The following is a 24,927-nucleotide window of genomic DNA, read 5'->3' as shown; positions in this document are numbered from 1 at the left end:
TACATCAACCACAGGGGGGCGAACTATGTCTCTAACTATACGCCAACGTTTACTTATTTTGGCCTTAGGGCCGGTTCTTATTTTGGCAGCTAGTATGCTTTTTTTAAGCTACTCCGAAACTAAAGCTCTGAGTCAGGCTCAATCATCAGAAACACAAGAAAACATGATGGAGATGAAAAAAGCAGAACTAAAGGCTTATTTAGATATGGCCTACTCCTCAATAGCGGAAATTTATGAAAACGGTGGAAGCCTAGAACAAGCTATGCCAACCCTTAAACGATTAAAGTATGGCGAGAGCGGTTACATATTTGGCTATGACAAGACCGGGGTACGAAAGTTACTTGGCGCTAGTGATAAAGGCATTGGCGATAACTTTTGGTCACTGCAAGATAAACACAACCAATACATAATCCGTGATTTACTAAAAGCATCAAAAAACGGTGAATTCTATACTTACTACTTTCCTAAACCAGGTGGTAGTGAAGCATTACCAAAACTAGGTTACGCCATCTACCTCGATAAATGGGACTTATTCATTGGTACTGGTTTTTATACCGATGATGTTGACGCCGTAATTGCAAAACTGGAAGCCGAAGCCCAAGCTAGCCTTGAGTCGTCAATGCTATTTATCTTTATTACCGGCATTGCCCTGCTCGGCTTAGCTGTGGTGATCAGTTACTTTATTAACCGCAGCATTATGGCGCCGCTACAAGATTTAAATCAGTCCTTCGAAAAGCTCGCCAGTGGCGATGCAGACTTAAGCGCACGCCTGCGAACTGACTATGTTCATGAGTTTGGCCAATTAGCCAATAACTTTAATGCCTTCATCTCGCTTCTTCACGACATTATTAGCATGGTAGGTAAAGTGTCTTCTGATGTAGCTAAAGAAACCTCATCGATGTCTGATCGCGCCAACAGCGTTGACCAACTGCTTGTGGAACAACGTGAAGAAACTGAACAAGTGGCCACGGCGATGACTGAAATGACAGCTTCGGCTCATGACGTCTCCGACAACGCTAACCAAGCAGCCAACTCGGCACAAGAAGTTGATAACAACGCAGGTCAAGCTATGACTACGGTAGGCAGCGCAGTTACCACTGTGCAACATCTAGCCGATGAGATTGGTCAAGCCAGTGAAGTGATTAGCAAGTTAGAAGGCGATGTACAGAATATTTCCTCGGCTTTAGGGGTAATTCAAGGCATTGCCGAACAAACCAACCTATTAGCGCTAAATGCAGCTATTGAAGCTGCACGCGCTGGTGAGCAAGGCCGAGGGTTTGCCGTTGTTGCTGATGAGGTTCGCCAATTAGCCAGCCGCACCCAACAAAGCACCGGTGAAATTCATGAAATGATTGAACGATTAAAAAGTGGCTCTGACGCAGCGGTTACCGCAATGGATACGAGCCAAGAACGCAGTAGCGAAGCCGTTAGTGGCGCCAATGCCGCCAGTGATGCTCTGCAGCTGATTAAAGAGTCGATTCAACACATCATGGATATGAATGCGCTTATTGCCACCGCTACCGAAGAGCAAAGCCACGTGGGCCAAGAAATATCTCAACGTATTGTGCAAATTGCCGATCAATCGAGTCAATCAGCTAGCCTAGCTCAAGAGAACCGCGCAGGTAGCCTAAACCTTAACGAGCGTGCCGAGCAGCTAGAAAAGCTGGTAAAACGCTTTACTTTGTAAGCTCAAACAATCTTTCTAATAACAAAAAAGCCACCCTAAGGTGGCTTTTTTATTTAGTGCTGTTTAACCAACATTAACTCGCGCATTACGGAACATACGCATCCAAGGGCTATCTTCGCGCCAGTCATCAGGGTGCCAAGAGTGCGCTACCGTACGGAATACACGCTCTGGGTGAGGCATCATAATGGTTACTCGGCCATCTTTTGAAGAAAGGCCAGTAATACCTAGCGGCGAGCCATTAGGGTTAGCTGGGTATTGAGTTGTAGCTTCGCCATAGTTATCTACATAACGTAGCGCCACAGTACCACTGCTCGCCAAGGCATCTAGATGCGCTTGGTCACGCACTTCCACACGGCCTTCACCATGAGAAACTGCGATAGGCATTTGTGAACCCGCCATACCATTTAGGAAGATAGAAGGTGATTGCTGCACTTCTACCAAACTAAAACGTGCTTCAAAACGCTCAGATTCGTTGCGTACAAAACGCGGCCATAAATCGGCTCCTGGGATTAGCTCGCTCAGATTCGATAACATCTGACAGCCATTACATACACCAAGAGCAAAAGAATCGTTACGCTCGAAGAATGCGCTAAACTGTTCACGCGCTCGGCTGTTAAACAGAATCGACTTCGCCCAACCTTCACCAGCACCAAGTACGTCACCGTAAGAGAAGCCACCACAAGCCACTAAACCTGCGAACTTATCTAGGCTCACTCGGCCAGCCAAAATATCGCTCATATGCACATCTACTGCTGCGAAACCAGCTCGGTCAAAGGCGGCTGCCATTTCGTGATGCGAGTTAACACCCTGCTCACGTAAAATCGCCATTTCTGGTTTTAACCCCTTAACAATGTAAGGCGCGGCCACATCTTCGTTGATGTCGAAACTTAAACCGATATTAAGGCCTGGATCTGCGGCATCAAATTTGGCATCAAATTCTTGCTTGGCACATTCAGGGTTATCACGCAGCGCTTGCATTTGATAAGTTGTTTCAGCCCAAATACCACGGTAATAAGTGCGCGTATTCGCCAGTACAACTTCACCGTTACGGGTGAAGCGAATCGCGTCATCATCGTTTAGTGAGCCAATAACATGGCTACAAGATGCTAAACCGTGTCCAGCTAGAACGTTTAGTACGGCTTCTTTTTCTTCAGTTTTAACCTGAATCACCGCACCAAGCTCTTCACTAAAGAGCACGTCTAACGTATCACCAGCCAATAAGTCTAGCGCTACGTCTACACCACAATGGCCAGCAAAAGCCATTTCAGCAACAGTAGTGAACAAGCCACCATCACTGCGATCGTGGTAAGCAAGCAGTTTCTGCTCAGCAGTAAGTACTTGAATCGCGTTAAAGAAACCTTTTAGTAGTTCAGGTGAATCTACATCCGGTACTTTATTACCAAGCTGTTTATAAACCTGCGCTAAACAAGAGGCACCCAAGCGGTTTTTACCGTGGCCTAGGTCGATAAGAATTAGGTCGGTATCACCAGCGTCATTACGCAGCTGCGGGGTAACCGTTAAGCGAATATCTTCAACTTTAGCAAAGGCACTAATAATTAAAGAAAGTGGCGAAGTCACCGCTTTGTCTTGGCCTTCATCTTGCCAAGCAGTCTTCATCGACATCGAGTCTTTACCTACCGGAATAGTAAGACCTAATGCTGGACAAAGCTCTTCGCCTACCGCTTTAACTGCAGCGTATAAACCTGCGTCTTCGCCTGGGTGACCAGCTGCTGACATCCAGTTAGCCGACAACTTAATGTTGTTTAACGAACCAATGTTCGTAGCTGCAATGTTAGTTAATGCTTCCGCTACCGCTAAGCGTGCCGAGGCTGCATGGTCAATCAGTGCTGCAGGCGTGCGCTCACCCACCGACATAGCTTCGCCATGATAGGTATCGTAACTTGCCGCCGTTACCGCACAGTTAGCAACCGGAACCTGCCAAGGACCAACCATTTGATCACGCGCCACTAAACCGGTAACACTACGGTCACCAATAGTGATTAAGAAGGTTTTCTCTGCAATGGCCGGTAAACGTAACAATCGTTCTGCGGCTTCTGCTAAATCAAGCTTATCACCATTAAAGGCCGGGCCATTAAACGTTGCGGTTTTGACGTCGCGATGCATTTTAGGTGCTTTTCCTAAAAGTACTTCTAGCGGCATACGAATAGGATCGTTGTTAAAGTGAGAATCGTGAAGAATCAAATCACGCTCTTCTGTTGCTACACCAATAACTGCATATAAGGCACGTTCGCGCTTACAAATGGCGTCGAACACATCCAAATGCTCAGGTGCAACAGCTAGCATGTAACGCTCTTGAGATTCGTTACACCAAATTTCTAGTGGCGACATGCCTGGTTCATCATTTGGCACGCTGCGCAAATCAAAAATACCACCACGGCCGCCGTCATCAACCAGTTCAGGACAAGCGTTCGATAAACCGCCAGCACCAATATCGTGAATGAATGCAATAGGGTTAGCATCACCTAGTTGCCAACAACGGTCGATAACTTCCTGACAGCGACGCTCCATTTCTGGGTTTTCACGCTGTACTGAGGCAAAATCTAGATCTTCACTCGATTGACCAGAAGCCATTGAAGAGGCAGCACCACCACCTAAACCAATGTTCATGGCTGGGCCACCAAGTACAATGATTTTAGCACCAACCGGAATCTCACCTTTCTCAACATGATCTTCACGAATGTTACCTAGGCCACCCGCCAACATGATTGGTTTGTGGTAACCACGTACTTCACTACCGTTAAAGCTTTCTACTTGCTCTTCGTAAGTACGGAAATAACCCAAAATATTAGGGCGACCAAATTCGTTGTTAAACGCTGCGCCGCCTAACGGTGCTTCAATCATTATTTCTAAAGCATCTACAATACGGCTTGGCTTACCAAAGTTACTTTCCCAGCTTTGCTCAAAACCTGGAATGCGTAGATTACTAACGGTAAAACCAACCATGCCAGCTTTAGGTTTAGAACCACGACCGGTTGCACCTTCATCACGAATTTCGCCACCAGAGCCGGTAGCCGCGCCAGGGTAAGGAGAAATTGCCGTTGGGTGGTTATGCGTTTCTACTTTCATCAAGATATGAATATCTTCTTGATGGTAGTTGTATTGCTTAGTTTCAGCATTTGGGAAGAAGCGGCCAGCCACTGAACCTGTCATTACCGCTGCGTTATCTTTATACGCCGACAATACGTAATCGCTGTTCAATTCATAGGTATTTTTAATCATTTTGAACAATGATTTTGGCTGTTTTACGCCATCGATTGTCCAATCAGCATTAAAGATTTTATGGCGGCAGTGCTCTGAGTTTGCTTGAGCAAACATCATTAGCTCTACGTCATTAGGGTTGCGCTTCATTTTTTCGAAATTTTCTACTAGGTAGTCGATTTCGTCATCGGCCAAGGCCAAACCTAATTCTTGGTTAGCTTGTTCTAAGGCTTGCTTACCGCCAGATAGAATGTCTACCGACTCAAACGGTGCAGGGCTTGCGTGTTCAAACAATGCGCTAGCTTGTTCGGTTTCTGCAAATACCACTTCCATCATACGGTCGTGAATTAAGCTTTTAAGCTGTTTGCTTTGTTGCTCGTTTAGTTCGCTACTGGTATCTACATAGTAAGCAATACCGCGTTCTAAACGCGTTACATTGGCTAAACCACAGTTATGTGCAATATCACTTGCCTTAGAAGACCAAGGAGAAATTGTACCTGGACGGGGAGCTACTAATAGCAACTGGCCAGTAGGCTGATGCTCGGCAATAGTAGGGCCGTAGGTCAATAACTTATCTAATACTTGTTGTTCAGCATCAGTCAAATCACTTGAGATATCAGCAAAATGCATAAACTCAGCGTAGATAGCTGTAACAGGAAGGTCTTGCTCTGCGCAGCGTTTTAACAATTGCGCAATTCGAAACTCAGACAGTGCAGGTGCACCACGTAGTACCAACATATTTATGTGCTCGCTTTTCCAGATGGAGGTGGGAGGGGGAAAATTGCGCGTATTATAGATAAAAACTGCGACAATGGTAAACAAAACGTTAGCTTGACGAGGAAAACAACGCTTAAAGCTAGACAGCCAAGCGTATATCCCTAAAATCGAATAAAAATAATAGCGTGGAAACCAGATTTGATGATTAAACAGCAACGCTTCACCCTGCTTCTAGCGTTGCTCGCTTTGTTTGTATTACAAGGCTGCGAACCCAACCCCTTTGTCTCAGAGCTAGAGCAAATTCGCCAACGTGGAAAACTGCGCGTAGGCACCTTGTATAGCCAGCAAATCTTCTATTACGACCAACATGAACAACCTACGGGCATGGAATACGAGTTATTGGAAGACTTTGCTAACTATTTAGGTGTTGAGTTGCAAATGGTGCCTTTATATAACCAAACAGAGCTTTATCGAGGTTTGCATAACAATCAGGTCGATCTATTAGCTGCAGCGCTATCGCCAACCAATGCGCTACGCGAAAACTTTCGCTTTTCTCCAGAGATATATAAAGTAGACGCCAAGGTTGTTTATAAAAAAAATACTCGCCGCCCGCGTGATATTAGCCAAGTGGATTCTCCATTATGGATAACCACAGGTAGCTATCATCAACCTTTGCTTAAGAGCTACCGCAAAGAACACCCAGAATTAGCCATTGAAGCCACAGACCGCCTAGACAGTAGCGAATTACTCAAAAGCATTGTTGATGAAGACATCCGCTTCGCCTTGGTGGATGACACCACCCTCGCTTTGCATCAACGCTTTTACCCAGACCTAGCTGAAGCTTTTACCTTAAGCGAATCTACGTCTGTAGTTTGGATGGTAAACCGCCTGCGTGATGACAGTTTATACAGCGCGCTAATCGAATTTATTGGTGATAAACACAGCAATGGTGACATTACTCGTTTGTACGAACGCTATTTTGGCCACATTCAACGTTTCGATTATGTCGATACTCGGGCCTTCTTACGCTCTACCAGTACTCGGCTCCCCAAATACGAAGACTGGTTTAAGCAATACGCAGGTAAGTTAGACTGGCGCCTGATCGCAGCAGTATCTTATCAAGAATCTCACTGGCGCCCGCATGCTAAATCTTTCACCGGTGTGCGCGGTATGATGATGTTAACTCTGCCAACAGCTAAATCGGTAGGTGTAACTAATCGTTTAGATCCAGAACAAAGCATTCGTGGCGGCGCTGAATACCTGCAAAAACTAATAAACCGAGTGCCCGATAGCGTCCGTGAAGATGACAAAATATGGTTTGCTCTTGTGTCTTACAACATTGGCTTTGGCCATATGTTAGATGCTAGGCGAATTACTCGAATGCGTGGCGGCGATCCAGATGCTTGGGTAGATGTTAAAGAAAACCTGCCACTGCTTATGCGTAAAAAATGGTACCAACAAACTCGTTATGGTTACGCTCGCGGGCAAGAAGCCTACAACTATGTAAACAACATTAGGCAGTATTATCAAAGCCTTTTGTGGCTAGATGCTCAGAAAAAAGAGTCACAACGCCGTCAGGAGTTAATGAAGAATCGTGCACCTTATCCAGTGAATAATCCCAGCATCGAGGCTAGTGAACCAAATAAAACAGAAGTTGACACCATTAACTAAAGAATAATCTTGACGATTTGTCACATAACTGTCATGTTTTATGCTTAATCTGTAATGGAGATTAAAAACTGTAAAGCGTCCTGCCTACGCAATGGAGAGGATAGTATGATTAGAAAGAAACGCGTTACCCTTCACTCGCCACGTCGCCGAATTCAATTGGCTCGTCAGCACCGTAAGGTTTTGTTAAGACAACGTTCTTATGTTTTGACTGAAATGGGTTTAGTCAGCGTCGCTGAGTAGACCACTGCTCTGTTGTTTTTTTCGCAGCTTGTGTTGTTCACGACGCTTGCGAAAAAAACGACTAATGTTCTCACTGCACTGTTCCGCTAGTACTCCAGCTTCTACCTCAGCTCGATGATTTAACTGCTCACAATCAATAATATTAAACACACTTCCCGCAGCGCCTGTTTTAAGATCGCTAGCACCATAAACCAATCGTTTCACGCGTGCGTGCACCATGGCTCCCGCACACATAGAGCAGGGCTCTAAAGTAACGTAAAGCGTGGTATCTAATAGCCGGTAATTGCCGATATTCTTGCCTGCTTCTCGCAGTGCTAGTATCTCAGCATGGGCAGTAGCATCGTTAAGAGTAATCGTTTGATTCCAGCCTTCACCCACTACTTCGCCATGGTAAACAACCACTGCTCCAACTGGCACCTCTCCTTGTGCTTCTGCTTTATCTGCTAACAGCAGCGCATGTTTCATCCAGTCAATATCGGTATTGTCCAAGTACTTATCCTTACCTGTTTTGCTCGCCACATTGTAAACCTGAAAGCTGCCTGACTAAAGCCCCCAACAAGCCCCCTACTCTTTAACAAAAACAAAAAAGCCGGCACAAGGCCGGCTTAGCTATTTATTGAAACGTTTATTCAGCAGGCTTTTCTGCTGGTGCTTCGCTAGGCGCTGCCGCTTCTTTAATACTTAGGCGTACACGGCCTTGGCGGTCTACTTCTAGTACTTTAACTTTCACTATGTCACCAACAGTTAGGTGGTCAGAAACGTTAGCAACACGCTCTTGAGAGATTTGCGAAATGTGTACTAGGCCATCTTTGCCTGGCAAGATTTCAACAAATGCACCGAAGTCTGCAAGGCGAACAACTTTACCTTCGTAGAATTGGCCCGCTTCAACTTCAGCAGTTAGCTGCTCAATACGTTTAATCGCTTCTTGAGCTTGCGCGTTATCAGTTGCTGCAACTTTCACTGTACCGTCATCTTCGATTTCGATAGTAGTGCCAGTTTCGTCAGTAAGTGCACGAATAGTTGCACCACCTTTACCAATTACGTCTTTGATCTTCTCTGGGTTGATCTTAAGCGTGTGGATACGTGGAGCAAACTCAGAAATCTCTTCACGAGAAGTACCGATAGCTTGGTCCATCACACCTAGAATATGTAAACGTGCACCTTGCGCTTGGCGTAGGGCAATTTCCATAATTTCTTTAGTGATACCTTCAATCTTAATATCCATCTGCAATGCAGAGATACCTTCAGAAGAACCAGCCACTTTAAAGTCCATGTCACCTAAGTGATCTTCATCACCTAAAATGTCAGAAAGAACAACGAACTTGTCGCCTTCTTTTACTAGACCCATTGCGATACCCGCAACAGAAGCTTTAATTGGTACACCCGCATCCATAAGCGCTAGTGAGCTACCACAAACAGAAGCCATTGAGCTAGAACCATTTGATTCAGTGATTTCAGATACTACACGTACAGTGTATGGGAAGTCTTCAGCACTTGGCATTACCGCAGCAACACCACGCTTAGCCAAACGACCGTGGCCAATTTCACGACGCTTAGGTGAACCGATGAAGCCCGTTTCGCCAACACAGTAAGGAGGGAAGTTGTAGTGAAGCATGAAGCGAGATGTTTGCAAGCCAGCTAGCGAGTCAATCATCTGTGCATCACGTTCTGTACCTAGTGTACATGTTACAAGAGCCTGAGTTTCACCACGGGTGAATACAGAGCTACCGTGAGTACGTGGTAATACGCCAGTCATTACGTCTAGCGCACGGATCATATCTGGTTCACGACCATCGATACGCGGCTCACCAGCAATAATGCGTGAACGAACTACGTTTTTCTCTAACTTGCCTAGCTCGTCACCAATTTCTTGGCTGTCTAGCGCTTCGTCTTCAGCAGTTAATGCTTCAACAACCGCTTTTTTGATTTCGCCAACTTCAGCGTAACGCTCTGCTTTGTCGGTAATTTGGTAAGCTTCAGTTAACTTAGCTTCTGCTAATGCTGCTACTTTATCTTTAAGTGCAACGTTAACTTCTGGCGCTTCCCATTCCCAAGCAGGTTTAGCAGCTTCTTCACACAGTTCGTTAATGGCAGTAATTACCGCATTTGATTGCTCATGACCATAAACAACCGCGCCAAGCATTACTTCTTCTGAAAGTAATTCTGCTTCTGACTCAACCATAAGAACGGCACTTTCGGTACCTGCTACAACAAGGTCTAGCTTGCTTTCTGGTAGCTCTTCTGTGGTTGGGTTAAGGATGTAGTTACCATCGATGTAACCAACACGAGCAGCACCAATTGGGCCGTTAAATGGAATACCTGAAAGGCTTAGCGCCGCAGAAGTACCGATTAACGCCACGATGTCTGGCTGAACTTGTGGATTTACAGAAACCACTGTTGCCACAACTTGTACTTCGTTTACGAAGCCATCTGGGAACAATGGACGGATTGGACGGTCAATCAAACGTGCGATTAACGTTTCTTCTTCGGAAGGACGACCTTCGCGCTTGAAGAAACCACCAGGAATTTTACCTGCTGCGTAAGTACGTTCTTGGTAGTTCACAGTCAACGGGAAGAAATCTTGGCCAGGTGTAGCAGTTTTTTTACCCACTACTGATACAAATACTGTTGTATCGTCCATAGTAACCATTACGGCAGCTGTAGCTTGACGAGCGATAGCGCCAGTTTCAATGGTGACTGTATTCTCACCGTATTTAAACGTTTTTACGATAGGATTCACGTGAATTTCCTTTAATTTATGTTCTCTTTTCAATTCGCGCTAAAGTATAAAGCAATGGCTTGTCAAAAGATAACTTTATCCTTACTAAAACCACTGTTATCACACCACTTTGTGACTTTTATTTAAGCAACAAAAAAGGGAGCCATTCGGCTCCCTTTCGGTATTCTTTCTTGGCGACGTTAAAATTAACGACGTAGGCCCAATTTAGCGATCAATTCAGCGTAGCTCGCTTGGTTTTTACGCTTCAAGTAGTCAAGCAATTTACGACGCTGGCTAACCATGCGTAGTAGACCACGACGGCTGTGGTGATCGTGGATGTGCTTCTTGAAGTGACCTTGCAAGTGGTTGATCTGTGCAGTTAACAAAGCAACTTGAACTTCAGAAGAACCAGTGTCTCCTGCTTCACGTGCGTATTCTGCAACGATTGCTGCTTTTTCAGTGCTACTTAGTGACATACTAACTCCTAAAAATGTAAATTTACTCTCCGCCAATCACTAACTCAGCGAAGAAGGACGCGTATTATATAGTGCGCCCTAATGAGTTGCAAGCAACTCGCCTAACTATCGCTATTTTGAATCAAGCGTTTAGGTGCCACTAAACCATCATCGTTTAGCTGGCCAATTCCAACAAAACGATGCTGCTCGCCGATGGTTAACCTGAACACGTCATTTAACGGAGCGCCAGCGACTTGCATCGCTTGGCCTTGCATTAAATATCCACCTAATGTCTCGGGAATATTCACTTCCGCCAAATGGGCGACGGCCGAATCCATTGGCAACAATAAAGGGTCAAGCAACTCTTTAGGAGCAATATCTTGCTCGTTAGCTTGTTCTAATAACGCCTCTAATTGTTCTGGTGTCACCATTCGTTCGCTTGGGTAAGTCGCTACCTGCGAGCGATGCAATTTAACTACATGCGCGCCACAACCTAGCATTTCACCTAGATCATCAATAATGGTGCGAATATAAGTACCTTTGCTGCAATGAACATCTAAGGTCAGCATATCGCCATCTAATGAAATAAAGTTGTTTTCATAAACAGTAATTGGCCGCGCTTCACGTTCAATCGTAATGCCTTCTCGAGCATAAGAATACAAAGGTTTACCGTTATGCTTTAGCGCAGAGAACATAGAAGGCACTTGATTTATCGCACCACGAAATGATGCTAATGCAGCTTCAATCTCGGCTTGATTAACATTCACATCACGCTGTTCAACCACTTCCCCATCGGAATCAGAGGTATTAGTTCGAACACCGAGTTGAGCAGTAACCTGATAACGTTTATCGGAATCTAACAAAAACTGTGAAAACTTAGTGGCTTCCCCTAAGCAAATTGGCAGCATACCAGTGGCAAGCGGATCTAGAGCCCCAGTATGTCCGGCTTTTTGAGCAAAATAAATTCGCTTAACTCGCTGCAAAATTCCGTTTGAAGAAACGCCAGTAGGTTTATTCAGCAGAAGGATACCGTCAATAGCTCTACCCTTTTTTCTGCGTCCTTGTCCCATTACTCGCCCTCTTGCTCTTCACCGTTGCCCAAGCTACGACCTGATGCTTCGGCTTTTTCTTGGTCATCTTTAACTGCTTTAGTCGCCAGCTCAGTCATACGCAAACCTTCACGAAGTGAGCCATCATATTGAAAGCGTAATTCTGGTACAGCGCGCAGGCGCATTGCTTTAGCTAACAAATGACGAACGTAACCTACGTGCTCTTCTAGCGCTTCTAAGCTAGCTTTTACCGCTTCTTCACTATCGTCTAAAAAGGTCACAAACACTTTAGCGTAAGCAAGGTCACGGGTTACTTCAACGGCAGATACTGTCACTAAGCTCAAGCGTGAGTCTCGTACTTCACGTTGCAAAATCATCGCAACTTCTTTTTGAATTTGTTGGGCTACCCGATCTGGGCGGCTAAATTCTCTAGGCATCACATTTCTCCTGATACCACTCCCAAGGGAGTATTGAAAACACAAATGGGGGCGCAAGCCCCCATCTTAGAGATTAATTAAGTGGTGAGCTTACAAGCTACGCTTAACTTCAACAATCTCAAATACTTCGATTTGGTCACCAGCACGAACGTCATTATAGTTCTTAACGCCGATACCACATTCCATACCGTTACGAACTTCGTTTACGTCATCTTTAAAGCGGCGAAGTGACTCTAGCTCACCTTCATAAATAACCACGTTTTCACGTAAAACACGAATTGGGTTAGAACGCTTAACCTGACCTTCAAGTACCATACAACCTGCAATAGCACCAAGCTTAGGTGACTTAAATACGTCACGAACTTCAGCTAAGCCCATAATTTGTTGTTTAAATTCTGGAGCAAGCAAGCCGGTCATTGCACTCTTAACTTCATCGATTAGGTCATAGATTACGCTGTAGTAGTGTAGATCTACGCTTTCGGTTTCGATGATGCGGCGCGCAGTTGCATCGGCACGAACGTTAAAGCCAAGTACGATAGCATTAGACGCAGCGGCTAGCGTTGCATCAGTTTCGGTAATACCACCAACACCACGGCCGATAATGTTAACTTTAACTTCGTCAGTTGAAAGCTTAGACAGAGAATCAGCAATCGCTTCAAGTGAACCTTGAACATCAGATTTAAGTACAATGTTAAGCTCTTGAACTTCACCTTCTTCCATGTTGGCAAACATGTTTTCAAGTTTAGATTTTTGCTGGCGCGCTAATTTAACATCACGGAATTTACCCTGACGGTAAAGTGCAACTTCACGGGCTTTCTTCTCATCACGAACAACTGTAGCTTCGTCACCAGCTTGTGGCACACCAGACAGACCTAAAATCTCAACAGGGATTGAAGGACCGGCAGTTTCGATGTCTTTACCGTTTTCATCTTTCATGGCACGAATACGACCGTATTCAAGACCACAAAGAATGATGTCGCCTTTTTCTAACTGACCGTGTTGTACCAAGATAGATGCAATTGGACCGCGACCTTTATCAAGACGAGATTCAATTACCACACCCGATGCTGCGCCAACATGGCTAGCAGTAAGCTCTAGCACATCAGACTGAAGCACAATCGCTTCTAATAAGTCATCAATACCTTCACCGCTTTTCGCTGATACGTGAACAAATTGCACGTCGCCGCCCCAGTCTTCTGGAATAACATCGTGTTGTGATAGTTCAGTTTTAACGCGATCTGGGTCGGCGGCTTCTTTATCGATTTTGTTTACCGCTACAACTAATGGCACTTCAGCAGCACGGGCGTGCTGAATCGCTTCAATAGTTTGTGGCATTACACCATCATCTGCAGCCACTACCAATACAACAATATCGGTTGCTTTAGCACCACGAGCACGCATCGAGGTAAACGCAGCGTGTCCTGGAGTATCTAAGAAGGTGATCATGTTGTCGTTAGTTTCAACATGGTAAGCACCAATATGCTGGGTAATACCGCCAGCTTCACCATCGGCAACTTTAGCGCGACGAATGTAATCTAGTAGCGAGGTTTTACCATGGTCAACGTGACCCATAATAGTTACAACTGGTGCACGAGTTGTTTGCTCACCGGTTGATTCCGCTTCTTGCATTACTTGTTCTTCAAGCGCGTTTTCTTTAACTAGAACCACTTTATGGCCAAGTTCTTCAGCAACCAACGTTGCAGTTTCTTGGTCAATAACTTGGTTAATGGTCGCCATTGCGCCCATCTTCATCATGGCTTTAATCACTTCAGTGGCTTTGATTGCCATTTTGCTAGCTAATTCACCAACTGAAATGGTTTCGCCAATGCGTACTTCACGCTCAACCGGTTGCGCAGGCTTGTTGAAGCCATGCTGCATAGTCGTTGGAGTAGCAACTTGACGTTTATTACCTTTGCGGCCACCGCGACGATTGTTATTGTTATCGTCGTTTTGCTTAGCTTTACGCTTTTTGCGGCGAGGAGCTTCAGCTTTTTGCTCTTGCTCATCTTCTGCAGCACGAGCATAAGTAGATGTAGTTGTGTGGTAATCGGCAGATTCTTCACGCTTTTTACGGGCTTTTTCTTCTTCGGCCCAACGCGCGGCATTTTCTTCTGCTAGCTTCTTCGCTTCTTCTGCTTTTTTCTCAGCTTCGGCCTCAGCTTTCGCAATTGCTGCTTCTTCTTGCTTACGCAAGATATCGGCAGCTTCTTTCTCTGCAGCTAATTGCTCAGGAGATTTTTCTGCGTCAGACTGTTTTTCAGCTTCTTTAGCTTTTGCCGCAGCGGCTGCTGCAGCTGCCGCTTTTTCTTCTCGCTTCACTTTCTCTTCTGCTTCACGCTTAGCTTTATCTTCAGCGGCTTTCTTTGCAGCGGCTTCAGCTTCAACACGAGCTGCTTCTTCTGCTTCTAGGCGTGCTTTTTCTTCAGCTTCTTGCTTCGCTTGTTCTTCTACAGCGCTGCGTTTAACGTAAGTTTTCTTTTTACGCACTTCTACTTGAACTGCGCGAGACTTACCGCCAGTACCAGACACACTTAGGGTGCTCTTGGTTGTACGCTTTAAAGTCATGCGGCTTGGCGAGCTTTCTTCACCATGCTGTAATTTTAGATGCTCAAGAAGCTTAGTTTTCTCTTCTTGAGTAACATTGTCGGTTAAAGACTTTTTAATACCAGCATCTGCAAATTGCTGAATTAATTTATCTTCGTTTGTTCCCACGTCGGTCGCGAGTTGTTTAATTGAAACTTCTGTCATCGGGCTATTGTCCTCCGTCGACCTTATTCTTCGTCGCCAAACCAGCAAATCTGTCTGGCGGCCATAATCAGTTCGCCGGCTTTCTCTTCCGACAACTCTTCAATATCTTCCAGCTCGTCTACACCTTGCTCTGCAAGATCTTCTAAGCTAATCACGCCTTTACTTGCCAGTACAAACGCTAGGTGACGTTCCATACCTTCAAGAGCAAGTAGCTCTTCACTTGGCTCGGCGTTATCTAAAGACTCTTCTTTAGCTAGAGCTTCGGTTACTAGTGCCGCTTTAGCACGTTCACGCAACTCGTTAACGATATCTTCATCTAGGCCGTCAATGCTGAGTAGTTCGCTTACTGGTACGTAAGCAATCTCTTCTAAAGAAGTGAAACCTTCTTCAGCAAGAACGGTAGAGAACTCTTCATCAATATCTAGGTATTGAACAAACGTATCGATAGCCTTTTGAGCTTCAGCTTGGTGTTTATTGTTTGCGTCTTCAACAGTCATTACATTTAGTTCCCAACCAGTAAGTTGAGACGCTAGACGTACGTTTTGACCGTTACGACCAATAGCTTGGGCAAGGTTATCAGCTTCAACAGCGATATCCATTGAGTGGCTATCTTCGTCTACGATGATTGAAGCAACTTCAGCTGGAGCCATGGCGTTAATAGCGAATTGAGCTGGGTTATCGTCCCACAACACAATATCTACACGCTCGTTATCAAGTTCACCTGAAACGGCCTGAACACGCGCACCGCGCATACCAACACAAGCACCAACCGGATCGATGCGGCGGTCATTACTTTTCACAGCAATTTTCGCACGTGAACCTGGATCGCGAGCAGCAGCTTTAAGATCAATCATCTCTTCAGCAATTTCTGGCACTTCGATACGGAACAACTCGATCAGCATTTCTGGGCGAGTACGGCTCATAAACAATTGAGCGCCACGAGCTTCTGGTTTCACTTCGTACAGCAAACCACGAACACGGTCACCCGGGCGGAAAGCTTCACGAGGAAGTGATTCTTCGCGATGAATAACTGCTTCAGCATTGTTACCTAGGTCAACGATGATATTTTCACGGCTTACCTTTTTAACAACACCTGTTACCAATTCATTCACTTGGTCAAAATATTGTTCAACAACTTGAGCGCGCTCTGCTTCACGTACTTTCTGTACGATAACTTGCTTAGCAGTTTGCGTAGTAATGCGGTCAAACACCACTGATTCAATTTGCTCTTCAACATAATCACCAAGTTCAATTTCTGGCTCTTCGTATTGGGCTGCTTCTAAAGTAATTTCACGGTATGGATTTTCAATCGCTTCTTGATTTTCAACAACCATCCAGCGACGGAAGGTATCAAAACTACCGTCTTTGCGATCGATATCAACGCGAACTTCAATATCGCCTTCATACTTTTTCTTGGTTGCCGTTGCTAAAGCAATTTCCATAGCTTCAAAGATTTTTTCACGCGGTAGAGCTTTTTCGTTCGATACCGCATCAACAACCAACAAGACTTCTTTGTTCATTCCTGACCCTCTTTAGTCAAACTGGGGAACCAGATGCGCTTTTTGTACATTACCTAGCGCGATCCGATGTTGTTCTTTGTCTACTGCTAAAACGACTGTGTCGTCTTCAACAGCAATAATTTCACCCTGCCATTTACGGCGATTATTTACAGGCATACGTACCTGTAGAAAAGCAATCTCACCAATAAAACGTTGATAGTGTTCCGCTTTAAAAAGAGGGCGTTCTAAACCAGGAGATGACACCTCAAGGTTGTATTCAGTGCTAATTGGATCTTCAACATCCAAAATAGCGCTAGCTTGTCGACTTACGTCGGCGCAATTGTCGACATTAATGCCGTTTTCGTGGTCAATAAACAAACGCACGATAGAGTGCTTGCCAGCACTAACATATTCGATACCTAAGAGCTCAAAACCCAGCGCTTCAACCGCTGGAGTAAGCATGTCAGTTAATCGTTGTTCTACAGTTGCCAAGGTTCCCCTCCAGAAACAAAAAAAGGGCGTAAAGCCCAGTTCTAGCACCTAAGGTGCGGCGAGAAAATAACAAAAAGCCCCGATGAAGCGGGGCTTTAAAATTTCTGAGCCTTTAACACTATCACTACCTAAGTATTTGATAGTTGGTTGCGGGAGCCGGATTTGAACCGACGACCTTCGGGTTATGAGCCCGACGAGCTACCAGACTGCTCCATCCCGCGTCCGATTGCCGAGGATTATATCAATCACTCTGACAGGATGCAAAAATAACTATTGGTGCCGAGAGCGGGACTTGAACCCGCACGTCCATAGGACACTACCCCCTCAAGATAGCGTGTCTACCAATTCCACCACCTCGGCTAAAATTAGTTTGGTACGTCGCTACCAGGGTTTGCTGGTGATGCTGGAACATCAGCATCTTGAAGCACTTGTTCAGCAGCAGGCTGAGACAAATCGCTCCATTCATCAACTTGTTGGGTTTGTTTGGCTGAAAGGTTGCCTAACACCAAGCTGATTACAATAAACAACGTTGCACAAATAGCGGTTGCTCTAGTTAAGAAGTTACTTGAACCAGAAGAACCAAATACTGTGTTAGATGCGCCAGAGCCAAAAGATGCGCCCATATCAGCACCCTTGCCTTGCTGAATTAACACTAGACCAATCAAAGCCAGTGCAACAACTAAATAAACTACTAATAAAATTTCGTACATTCTCTTTCACCTAAGTGTGGGTCGGTCTTCATTCCGACCGTCATTTAGTGAAACACAAGTCACCAAAGCGGGCGAATATTAGCGAACCTCTGCTACTAATACAAGCGCCAAGCTCAAAAAACTTCTACTCTGTGTTCAACCGTTTAATTATTGTTCGCTTTAGTTGCAAGCAGCTCTTACAGCATCAGCGATATCGTTAGCGCATTGTTCTACTAGAGCAGAATCTGCCCCTTCAACCATTACGCGCAGTAATGGCTCAGTACCTGATTTACGTAGCAATACTCGGCCAGAGTCACCTAGTTGATTCTCGGCTTTAGCTTGAGCTTTTTTCACTAAGTCACTGCTTAATGGATCGCTATCACCTTTAAAACGCACATTGACCAGTAATTGAGGATAAAGCGTTAAATCGCTTAGTAAACCTCGCAAACTCTGTTTTTGTGCCAACATAGCAGCTAGAACCTGCAGTGCTGCAACGATACCATCGCCTGTTGTGGTATGACCCAAGCAAATAATATGACCAGAGTTTTCGCCACCATAAGTCCAGCCCCGCTCAGATAATTGCTCCATAACGTAGCGGTCACCAACTTTAGCTCGACTAAATGGAATGTCCATTTCGGCAAAGGCTTGCTCTAGAGCCAAATTGCTCATTAGTGTGCCAACAACACCACCACTTAAGTGATTACTTAACTTAGCGTCTTTGGCCAAAATATAGAGGATCTCGTCACCATCAACTTGTACACCGTGTTGATCGATCATCATGACACGATCACCATCACCATCGAGCGCGATACCAAGATCTGCTTTGTGCTCTAAAACTTTTTCAGCTAATAGGCCGGTATCGGTAGCACCACATTTCTCATTGATATTAAGACCGTCAGGCTGGTTTCCAATAGCAACAACTTCTGCACCTAACTCGCTAAATACTTTTGGTGCAATGTGGTAAGTGGCACCGTGTGCACAATCCACTACAATCTTAAGGCCTGATAAGTTGTATTTATTCGGAAATGTACTTTTACAAAACTCAATATAACGGCCCGCAGCATCTTCAATACGGCGAGCTTTACCTAACGCAGCCGAATCTACACAGGTCATTGCATTATCCAATTCAGCTTCAATCGCTAACTCCACTTCATCGGGTAACTTAGTGCCATTAGCAGAGAAAAACTTAATGCCATTGTCGTAGTAAGGATTATGAGAAGCACTAATCACTATCCCTGCTTCAGCCCTAAAAGTACGAGTTAGGTAGGCAACTGCTGGAGTAGGCATAGGGCCTACAAAGCTTGCTTGAACACCCGCGGCGGAAAGCCCTGCTTCTAGAGCAGATTCCAGCATATAGCCAGAGATACGGGTATCTTTACCAATTAGTACTTTACGTGTTCCCTTGCTCGACAAGACCTTACCGGCTGCCCATCCTAGTTTTAAAGCGAATTCAGGGGTAATTGGGTACTCACCCACCTTACCACGAACACCATCCGTGCCAAAATATCGTCTTGTCATTACTTACTCATCTGTACTTTTGAATAAACGTTTAGTGCATCAGCCGTTTCTTGAACGTCATGTACACGAAATATGTGTGCTCCCTGCTGAGCGGCCAATACAGCACCAGCTACACTTGCTGCCATTAAGCTATCCGTAGATTTACCCAGCAGCTTACCAAACATGCTCTTGCGGGAGACGCCTGCCAGAATCGGCAAGCCGAGCTGCTTAAACTCATTTAATTGAGCAAGTAGCTGAAAATTGTGGTCAAGAGTTTTACCAAAACCGAAACCTGGGTCAACTATTATATTCGATTCATCAATGCCTGCCGCTACACAGCTCTCAACTCGTTGCTTTAAGTAAGTAATTACTTCGCTCACGACATTATCGTATTGAGGGTTAGCTTGCATACTTCTAGGTTTACCTTGCATATGCATAATGCACACTGGCACACCTAAATCAGCCGCAGCCTCTAGCGCCCCTGGATTAGTTAAGGCGCAAACATCGTTAATGATATCAGAGCCCGCTTCAACGGCTTGCTGCATCACTTGAGCTTTATTGGTATCTATCGAAACCAAGCAATCAAAACGCTGCTTAATAGCCTTAATCACACCAACCGTTCGTTGCAATTCCTCAGTTAACGAAACATCCGCAGCGCCTGGTCGCGTAGACTCTCCGCCCACATCAATTATATCAGCACCTTCTTTAAGCATTTGCTCTACACGTGCTAGTGCCTGCTCATGAGAAATATAAGAGCCGCCATCGGAAAAGGAATCAGGCGTAACATTGAGAATGCCCATAATCACCGGGCGTTTGAATTGATGAGGACCAATATTGAATGCAATAGTCATTTTTCTTTACTTACAAAAAAGCCCTGTAAGCGACTTACAGGGCTAACAACTTAATTTAAGCCTTACTGAGCAGGATCTTCACCTATGGTTTTAGGTGGCTCAGGTGCATCAGTTTTTGCGTCGTCAGCTTTAGCTTCATCACCTTTGTCATTAGATTCAGGTGGTGTTGGCTTGTCTGAGTCATCCCAATCAGCCGGCGGACGAGGAGTTTTACGCTCCATTAAATCATCTATCTGTCGAGCATCAATGGTTTCGTACTTCATTAACGCATCTTTCATGGTATGAAGAATATCCATATTTTCGGTCAACAACGATTCAGCGCGCTGATAGTTGCGATCGATGACTGAGCGAATCTCTAAGTCGATAGCCTTAGCGGTATCATCAGACATATGCTTGGTTTTAGCAGCACTTCGTCCTAAGAATACTTCACCTTCTTCATCGGCATAAAGCAGCGGCCCCATAGACTCTGAAAGACCCCATTGAGTAACCATCTTACGGGCAATTTCAGTTGCTCGTTCAATATCATTGCTAGCACCGGTCGATACTTTCTCATCACCGTAGATAATACGCTCAGCTAAGCGCCCACCGTACAAGCTAGAGATCATGCTTTCTAAATGCTGTTTGCTATGGCTCACTCTGTCTTGCTCAGGCAAGTACATTGTTACACCTAAAGCGCGACCACGCGGAATAATACTCACTTTATATACAGGATCATGCTCTGGTACTAAACGACCTACAATTGCATGGCCTGCTTCGTGATAAGCAGTCATCTCTTTTTCAGCTTCGGTCATAACCATCGATTTACGCTCAGCGCCCATCATGATCTTGTCTTTAGCTTTTTCAAATTCTTCCATCGAAACAGTACGCTTGCTACCGCGAGCGGCAAACAATGCAGCTTCGTTTACAAGGTTTGCTAAATCTGCACCAGAGAAGCCAGGAGTACCACGAGCAATTACCGCGGCATCTACACCATCTCCCAAAGGTACTTTACGCATGTGCACTTTTAGAATTTGCTCACGACCACGGATATCTGGCAAGCCTACCGTTACTTGGCGGTCGAAACGACCAGGGCGCAATAACGCTGGGTCTAATACGTCTGGGCGGTTAGTCGCAGCAATAACAATAATGCCTTCATTACCTTCGAACCCATCCATTTCAACTAGCATTTGGTTTAGTGTTTGCTCACGCTCATCGTGCCCACCACCTAAACCGGCACCACGTTGGCGACCTACTGCATCAATTTCATCAATGAAAATGATACACGGAGCAGACTTTTTAGCTTGCTCAAACATGTCACGAACACGTGAAGCACCAACACCTACGAACATTTCTACGAAGTCTGAACCAGAAATGGTAAAGAAAGGTACTTTTGCTTCACCAGCGATAGCTTTAGCAAGTAAGGTTTTACCGGTACCTGGAGGACCGACCATCAATACGCCAGTAGGAATTTTACCACCAAGCTTTTGGAACTTAGTTGGATCACGTAAGTAATCGACTAACTCACCCACTTCTTCTTTGGCTTCATCACAACCTGCTACGTCAGCAAAAGTAGTTTTAATTTGGTCTTCGCTCATTAAGCGCGCTTTACTCTTACCAAAAGACATAGCGCCTTTACCACCACCGCCTTGCATTTGACGCATGAAGAATATCCATACACCGATTAGCAATAGCATCGGGAACCAAGAAATGAAGATAGAGGTTAATAGCCCCTGCTCTTCTGGTTGCTCACCCAATACCTTTACATTGTGGTTGATAAGATCATTAAGTAGGTCTTTATCGTGCAAGGGAATGATAGTGCTAAATTGCTCACCAGTACGCTTGATGCCTTTAACATCTTGCCCACTAATACGCACTTCGCGGATCTGTTCTTGATTCACTTCCTTTACAAAGGTGGAATAGTCCATTTGCCGACCACTGCTTGAATCAGGGCTAAAGCTTTGGAATACAGACATCAAAACCACAGCTATTACCAGCCACAGAATCAGATTTTTTGCCATGTCACTCAAGACGAAAACCTCACCGGTTATTTTTAAATAAGAATTATTATCTAGCGTACTATAGTTTAAAGCCACTAGCCACTATATAGACTTCTCGAGAGCGAGCCCTTGAGGAATCTGGCTTACGAGTTTTCACACTGGTAAACATAGAACGTACTTGCTGGAGATATTGATCAAAGCCTTCGCCTTGGAATACCTTTACTGCGAAGCTGCCTTTTGGCGCAAGCACTTCACGACACATATCTAATGCTAGTTCAACTAAATACATTGCACGTGATTGGTCAACATTATTGTTGCCACTCATGTTGGGCGCCATGTCTGACAACACAACATCCACTTTCTTCTCACCCACTCGTTCGAGCAAAGCGTTTAGCACTTCTTCTTCACGAAAATCGCCACAAAGAAAATCCACGCCAGCGATTGGGTCCATAGGTAAAATGTCACATGCTATTACATGGCCGTCTAAACCGACTTGCTCGACGCAGTATTGAGACCAACCACCGGGTGCAGCACCAAGGTCAACTACGGTCATGCCCGGTTTTAGCAACTTATCTTTATTTTGAATCTCTTCAATTTTAAATACCGCTCTTGAACGCAAGCCAAGCTTTTGGGCTTTTTGCACATAGTGGTCATCAAAATGTTCAGTTAACCAGCGTTTAGAGCTGGCAGTATGTTTTTTATTGGTCACAAATAGTTTCCACTATAGTTACAAAACCGCACGGTATCATGATTATAAAATAGTATTAGTGATTAGATGGCGCTAGAATGTGCTTTTTTCAACCCCGAGTAAGCAGAAAGTTTCATGCAACTAACCAACAAACAAAAACAGCACCTGAAATCCTTGGCTCATAACCTAAAGCCAGTGGTAATGCTTGGCTCAAATGGATTGACCGAAGGAATTTTGGCAGAGATAGAAGTCGCCATTGCTCATCATGAACTGATTAAGGTAAAAATTGCTACCGACGATCGTGAAATGAAACAGCTTATTGCCGATACCATTGTAGATAAAGTTTCAGCGGTGAAGGTTCAGGTGATTGGCCATATTTTGATTATCTATCGCCCGAGTGAAGATAAAAAGATTGAATTACCACGCAAATAAAAAAAGCGGCTTTAGCCGCTTTTTTTATATCTAAACTGCAATAGAAACTGGCCGATACGGCTCTGGCTGAGGGTCTGAACCTGAACTACCGCCATACTTGGCATAAAACTCAGCAATCGCTAATTGCTGATTTACTTGCTTTTGCTGCTCTAAATTACTGTTAATGCTCTCTAACGCTTTAAAACTTACCGGATTGCTTTCACTACTTCTGGTTTCGTTACCCGTAGAGCTGGTATAGTAAATATCTAATAAATTTTGCTGATGATTAACCGCTGAAACGCCAACAACAGTGTTACGCTTAGCATCTATTTCGGCTTGTTGCTTTTGCTGATAGCTCTCAACTTCTCCACCAACATATAACCGCGCATTACGTTGCTCTTCTGGAGATAATTGATCATATTCATCGGAGATTTTATCGACAATATCGCCATAACTTGGCTTATTTGAGGTGTTAGAAACTGAGCTTGACGCTGATGTAGCTGAAGGCGGGTATGCATACATCGAGTTGGAGTTTACTTGCATTGACATTAAATCACCTCTAAATCAGTTAATAAACAACCAATCCATGGTGAACTTTTATACTATAACAAACATCAACTTCGCACACAATTAATCATCTGCATATCTAAAATAAGCCAACAGAATAACTAAACTAAATAACTTTTTAGCAGACGTTTAAACCGACATTAAGCCAAAGGTAAAAACTCAGCCAGTTGGAAATTTTTAACAACTACACAATCCATTCCCGCATTGTGCGCAGCTTGAATACCAAAAGGAGTGTCTTCAAACACTAAACAGCGCTTTGGCTCAACCTTTAAAAGTTGCGCTATTTGCAAAAAGGTGTCCGGTTCTGGTTTGTGCGCCGCCACGTCTTCAGCACACACCATAGCCTGAAAATAGTCAGCAAGCTTTAGGTTGTTGGTAATTCGGTTCATATTAACGCGCTCAGCGCCAGTGCCTAAGCCCAGCTTTTTACTGGTTGCGAATTCAGCCAGCACTTTACAGCTTGCAGGTATCCTCTCAACCTTATGCCACAAAGCGTCAAACCCCGCGCGTTTGTCGTTTAATAGCTTTGGGCCATCGATATTTACTTGGTAATGTTGCTGATATTGCTCTGCAATTTTGAGTGTTGGCATACCACCGCGCTCAGCTACAAAATGAATGTGAACAGGTAAACCTTGCTTGTTTAAAGCGTCTTCCCAAGCTGCTAGGTGCGCTGGCATTGAGTCAACCAAGGTGCCATCCATATCAAAAATGAAGGCGTCATACTTCGCGTAATCTATTGCTAACAAGGTGCTTCTCCAATAAAAAACGCAGCATAACGCTGCGTTTTTTTAACAAGTTCTGAATCTAAATATATTCAACCGCTACAATTTCGTACTCAACTTCGCCACCTGGTGTAACCACGGTGACTTCGTCTTCTACATTTTTGCCAATAAGTCCACGGGCAATTGGCGAATTAACCGAAATACGATTCTGCTTAATATCAGCTTCATCATCACCAACAATGCCGTAGGTAACCTCTTTATCTGTATCAAGGTTTAACAAGGTGACTGTACAACCGAAAATCACCTTACCGTTGTTGGTCATTTTGGTCACATCAATAACTTGAACGTTACTTAACTTGCCTTCAATATCTTGAATACGCCCTTCACAAAAACCTTGCTGCTCTCGTGCAGCGTGGTATTCAGCGTTTTCTTTAAGATCGCCATGCTCACGAGCTACTGCGATATCGTCAATAATTTTTGGACGAACCACTGTTTTTAAATGCTCTAACTCTTCACGTAATTGCGTTTCGCCACGCACCGTCATAGGAACTGGTTTCATACTTAATAACTCAACAAAACTAGAAAAACAGAAA

Annotated in this window: 20 protein-coding genes and 2 tRNA genes; 3 read left to right on the top strand and 19 right to left on the bottom strand. The window is 44.6% G+C overall.

The features are described 5' to 3' along the window. Positions 1-25 precede the first annotated feature (25 nt). Complete coding sequence (locus LQZ07_RS08090) at positions 26-1,687, top strand: methyl-accepting chemotaxis protein (RefSeq protein WP_152779735.1); 1,662 nt, start codon at positions 26-28, stop codon at positions 1,685-1,687. A gap of 63 nt (positions 1,688-1,750) precedes the next feature. Here the strand turns inward: LQZ07_RS08090 and purL are convergent, their stop codons facing one another. Next, on the bottom strand, positions 1,751-5,644 hold the full coding sequence (purL, locus tag LQZ07_RS08085) for a phosphoribosylformylglycinamidine synthase (RefSeq protein ID WP_152779737.1): 3,894 nt from the start codon (positions 5,642-5,644) through the stop codon (positions 1,751-1,753). A 180-nt stretch (positions 5,645-5,824) separates the two neighbouring features. Between purL and mltF the strand changes: the two genes are divergently transcribed. Then, positions 5,825-7,294, top strand: coding sequence for a membrane-bound lytic murein transglycosylase MltF (gene mltF, locus LQZ07_RS08080; protein WP_152779739.1), 1,470 nt, complete (start codon positions 5,825-5,827; stop codon positions 7,292-7,294). A gap of 219 nt (positions 7,295-7,513) precedes the next feature. Here mltF and tadA read toward each other — a convergent pair whose 3' ends face one another. The 15 genes from tadA to rlmE form a co-directional block, all read right to left on the bottom strand. Next, positions 7,514-8,053 carry a tRNA adenosine(34) deaminase TadA gene (gene tadA / locus LQZ07_RS08075; RefSeq protein WP_368666384.1) on the bottom strand — a complete coding sequence of 180 codons (540 nt, stop codon included), beginning with the start codon at positions 8,051-8,053 and terminating at the stop codon, positions 7,514-7,516. A 106-nt stretch (positions 8,054-8,159) separates the two neighbouring features. Then, the gene (pnp, locus tag LQZ07_RS08070; RefSeq protein ID WP_016402371.1) at positions 8,160-10,274 is read right to left on the bottom strand and encodes a polyribonucleotide nucleotidyltransferase; all 2,115 of its coding nucleotides are present in this window, start codon (positions 10,272-10,274) and stop codon (positions 8,160-8,162) included. A gap of 185 nt (positions 10,275-10,459) precedes the next feature. Then, on the bottom strand, positions 10,460-10,729 hold the full coding sequence (gene rpsO, locus LQZ07_RS08065) for a 30S ribosomal protein S15 (protein ID WP_016402372.1): 270 nt from the start codon (positions 10,727-10,729) through the stop codon (positions 10,460-10,462). A gap of 101 nt (positions 10,730-10,830) precedes the next feature. Next, on the bottom strand, positions 10,831-11,778 hold the full coding sequence (truB, locus tag LQZ07_RS08060; protein WP_152779743.1) for a tRNA pseudouridine(55) synthase TruB: 948 nt from the start codon (positions 11,776-11,778) through the stop codon (positions 10,831-10,833). Next, a complete protein-coding gene (rbfA, locus tag LQZ07_RS08055; RefSeq protein WP_016402374.1) occupies positions 11,778-12,194 on the bottom strand; it encodes a 30S ribosome-binding factor RbfA in 417 nt (138 codons plus the stop codon). The genes truB and rbfA overlap by 1 nt, the downstream gene beginning before the upstream one ends. Positions 12,195-12,284: 90 nt before the next feature. After that, positions 12,285-14,942 (bottom strand): translation initiation factor IF-2, encoded by a 2,658-nt coding sequence (gene infB / locus LQZ07_RS08050; protein WP_016402375.1) that lies wholly within the window; start codon positions 14,940-14,942, stop codon positions 12,285-12,287. 23 nt (positions 14,943-14,965) lie between these two features. Then, complete coding sequence (nusA, locus tag LQZ07_RS08045) at positions 14,966-16,462, bottom strand: transcription termination factor NusA (RefSeq protein ID WP_016402376.1); 1,497 nt, start codon at positions 16,460-16,462, stop codon at positions 14,966-14,968. 12 nt (positions 16,463-16,474) lie between these two features. Then, a complete protein-coding gene (rimP, locus tag LQZ07_RS08040) occupies positions 16,475-16,933 on the bottom strand; it encodes a ribosome maturation factor RimP (protein WP_016402377.1) in 459 nt (152 codons plus the stop codon). A 144-nt stretch (positions 16,934-17,077) separates the two neighbouring features. Then, positions 17,078-17,154 (bottom strand) — tRNA-Met (locus LQZ07_RS08035). A gap of 53 nt (positions 17,155-17,207) precedes the next feature. Beyond that, positions 17,208-17,293, bottom strand: a tRNA-Leu gene (locus tag LQZ07_RS08030). 5 nt (positions 17,294-17,298) lie between these two features. Continuing rightward, positions 17,299-17,643, bottom strand: a complete 345-nt coding sequence (secG, locus tag LQZ07_RS08025; protein ID WP_016402378.1) for a preprotein translocase subunit SecG — start codon at positions 17,641-17,643, stop codon at positions 17,299-17,301. Between the two features lie 159 nt (positions 17,644-17,802). Then, complete coding sequence (gene glmM, locus LQZ07_RS08020) at positions 17,803-19,140, bottom strand: phosphoglucosamine mutase (RefSeq protein WP_152779745.1); 1,338 nt, start codon at positions 19,138-19,140, stop codon at positions 17,803-17,805. Then, positions 19,140-19,970, bottom strand: coding sequence for a dihydropteroate synthase (gene folP, locus LQZ07_RS08015; protein ID WP_152779747.1), 831 nt, complete (start codon positions 19,968-19,970; stop codon positions 19,140-19,142). The genes glmM and folP overlap by 1 nt, the downstream gene beginning before the upstream one ends. A gap of 62 nt (positions 19,971-20,032) precedes the next feature. Continuing rightward, positions 20,033-21,976, bottom strand: coding sequence for an ATP-dependent zinc metalloprotease FtsH (ftsH, locus tag LQZ07_RS08010; RefSeq protein ID WP_152779749.1), 1,944 nt, complete (start codon positions 21,974-21,976; stop codon positions 20,033-20,035). A gap of 49 nt (positions 21,977-22,025) precedes the next feature. Next, the gene (gene rlmE / locus LQZ07_RS08005) at positions 22,026-22,655 is read right to left on the bottom strand and encodes a 23S rRNA (uridine(2552)-2'-O)-methyltransferase RlmE (RefSeq protein ID WP_016402382.1); all 630 of its coding nucleotides are present in this window, start codon (positions 22,653-22,655) and stop codon (positions 22,026-22,028) included. A 114-nt stretch (positions 22,656-22,769) separates the two neighbouring features. On the opposite strand from rlmE, the gene yhbY reads away from it, so the two are divergent. Continuing rightward, positions 22,770-23,066 (top strand): ribosome assembly RNA-binding protein YhbY, encoded by a 297-nt coding sequence (gene yhbY / locus LQZ07_RS08000; RefSeq protein WP_016402383.1) that lies wholly within the window; start codon positions 22,770-22,772, stop codon positions 23,064-23,066. A 30-nt stretch (positions 23,067-23,096) separates the two neighbouring features. On the opposite strand, the gene LQZ07_RS07995 is transcribed toward yhbY, so the two are convergent. The 3 genes from LQZ07_RS07995 to greA form a co-directional block, all read right to left on the bottom strand. After that, positions 23,097-23,594: a hypothetical protein gene (locus LQZ07_RS07995; RefSeq protein ID WP_152779751.1), complete on the bottom strand. Its 498-nt coding sequence runs from the start codon at positions 23,592-23,594 to the stop codon at positions 23,097-23,099. A 158-nt stretch (positions 23,595-23,752) separates the two neighbouring features. Continuing rightward, positions 23,753-24,358, bottom strand: coding sequence for an HAD family phosphatase (locus tag LQZ07_RS07990; protein WP_152779753.1), 606 nt, complete (start codon positions 24,356-24,358; stop codon positions 23,753-23,755). A 58-nt stretch (positions 24,359-24,416) separates the two neighbouring features. Next, positions 24,417-24,893 (bottom strand): transcription elongation factor GreA, encoded by a 477-nt coding sequence (gene greA / locus LQZ07_RS07985; RefSeq protein WP_040307331.1) that lies wholly within the window; start codon positions 24,891-24,893, stop codon positions 24,417-24,419. Positions 24,894-24,927: the final 34 nt, after the last annotated feature.

The organism is Agarivorans sp. B2Z047 (assembly GCF_023373605.1).
In the GTDB taxonomy this organism is placed as follows: Bacteria; Pseudomonadota; Gammaproteobacteria; order Enterobacterales; family Celerinatantimonadaceae; genus Agarivorans; species Agarivorans albus.
Note: the sequence above shows the minus strand (reverse complement) of the source record. Positions and strands in the feature narration are given on the sequence as shown.

Bases quoted from the DNA above. Each gene is read 5' to 3' on its own strand.
- LQZ07_RS08090 (WP_152779735.1), top strand. From the start codon at position 26: ATGTCTCTAACTATACGCCAACGTTTACTTATTTTGGCCTTAGGGCCG.
- purL (WP_152779737.1), bottom strand. From the start codon at position 5,644: ATGTTGGTACTACGTGGTGCACCTGCACTGTCTGAGTTTCGAATTGCG.
- mltF (WP_152779739.1), top strand. From the start codon at position 5,825: ATGATTAAACAGCAACGCTTCACCCTGCTTCTAGCGTTGCTCGCTTTG.
- rpsO (WP_016402372.1), bottom strand. From the start codon at position 10,729: ATGTCACTAAGTAGCACTGAAAAAGCAGCAATCGTTGCAGAATACGCA.
- truB (WP_152779743.1), bottom strand. From the start codon at position 11,778: ATGGGACAAGGACGCAGAAAAAAGGGTAGAGCTATTGACGGTATCCTT.
- rbfA (WP_016402374.1), bottom strand. From the start codon at position 12,194: ATGCCTAGAGAATTTAGCCGCCCAGATCGGGTAGCCCAACAAATTCAA.
- infB (WP_016402375.1), bottom strand. From the start codon at position 14,942: ATGACAGAAGTTTCAATTAAACAACTCGCGACCGACGTGGGAACAAAC.
- nusA (WP_016402376.1), bottom strand. From the start codon at position 16,462: ATGAACAAAGAAGTCTTGTTGGTTGTTGATGCGGTATCGAACGAAAAA.
- secG (WP_016402378.1), bottom strand. From the start codon at position 17,643: ATGTACGAAATTTTATTAGTAGTTTATTTAGTTGTTGCACTGGCTTTG.
- glmM (WP_152779745.1), bottom strand. From the start codon at position 19,140: ATGACAAGACGATATTTTGGCACGGATGGTGTTCGTGGTAAGGTGGGT.
- folP (WP_152779747.1), bottom strand. From the start codon at position 19,970: ATGACTATTGCATTCAATATTGGTCCTCATCAATTCAAACGCCCGGTG.
- yhbY (WP_016402383.1), top strand. From the start codon at position 22,770: ATGCAACTAACCAACAAACAAAAACAGCACCTGAAATCCTTGGCTCAT.
- LQZ07_RS07995 (WP_152779751.1), bottom strand. From the start codon at position 23,594: ATGTCAATGCAAGTAAACTCCAACTCGATGTATGCATACCCGCCTTCA.
- greA (WP_040307331.1), bottom strand. From the start codon at position 24,893: ATGAAACCAGTTCCTATGACGGTGCGTGGCGAAACGCAATTACGTGAA.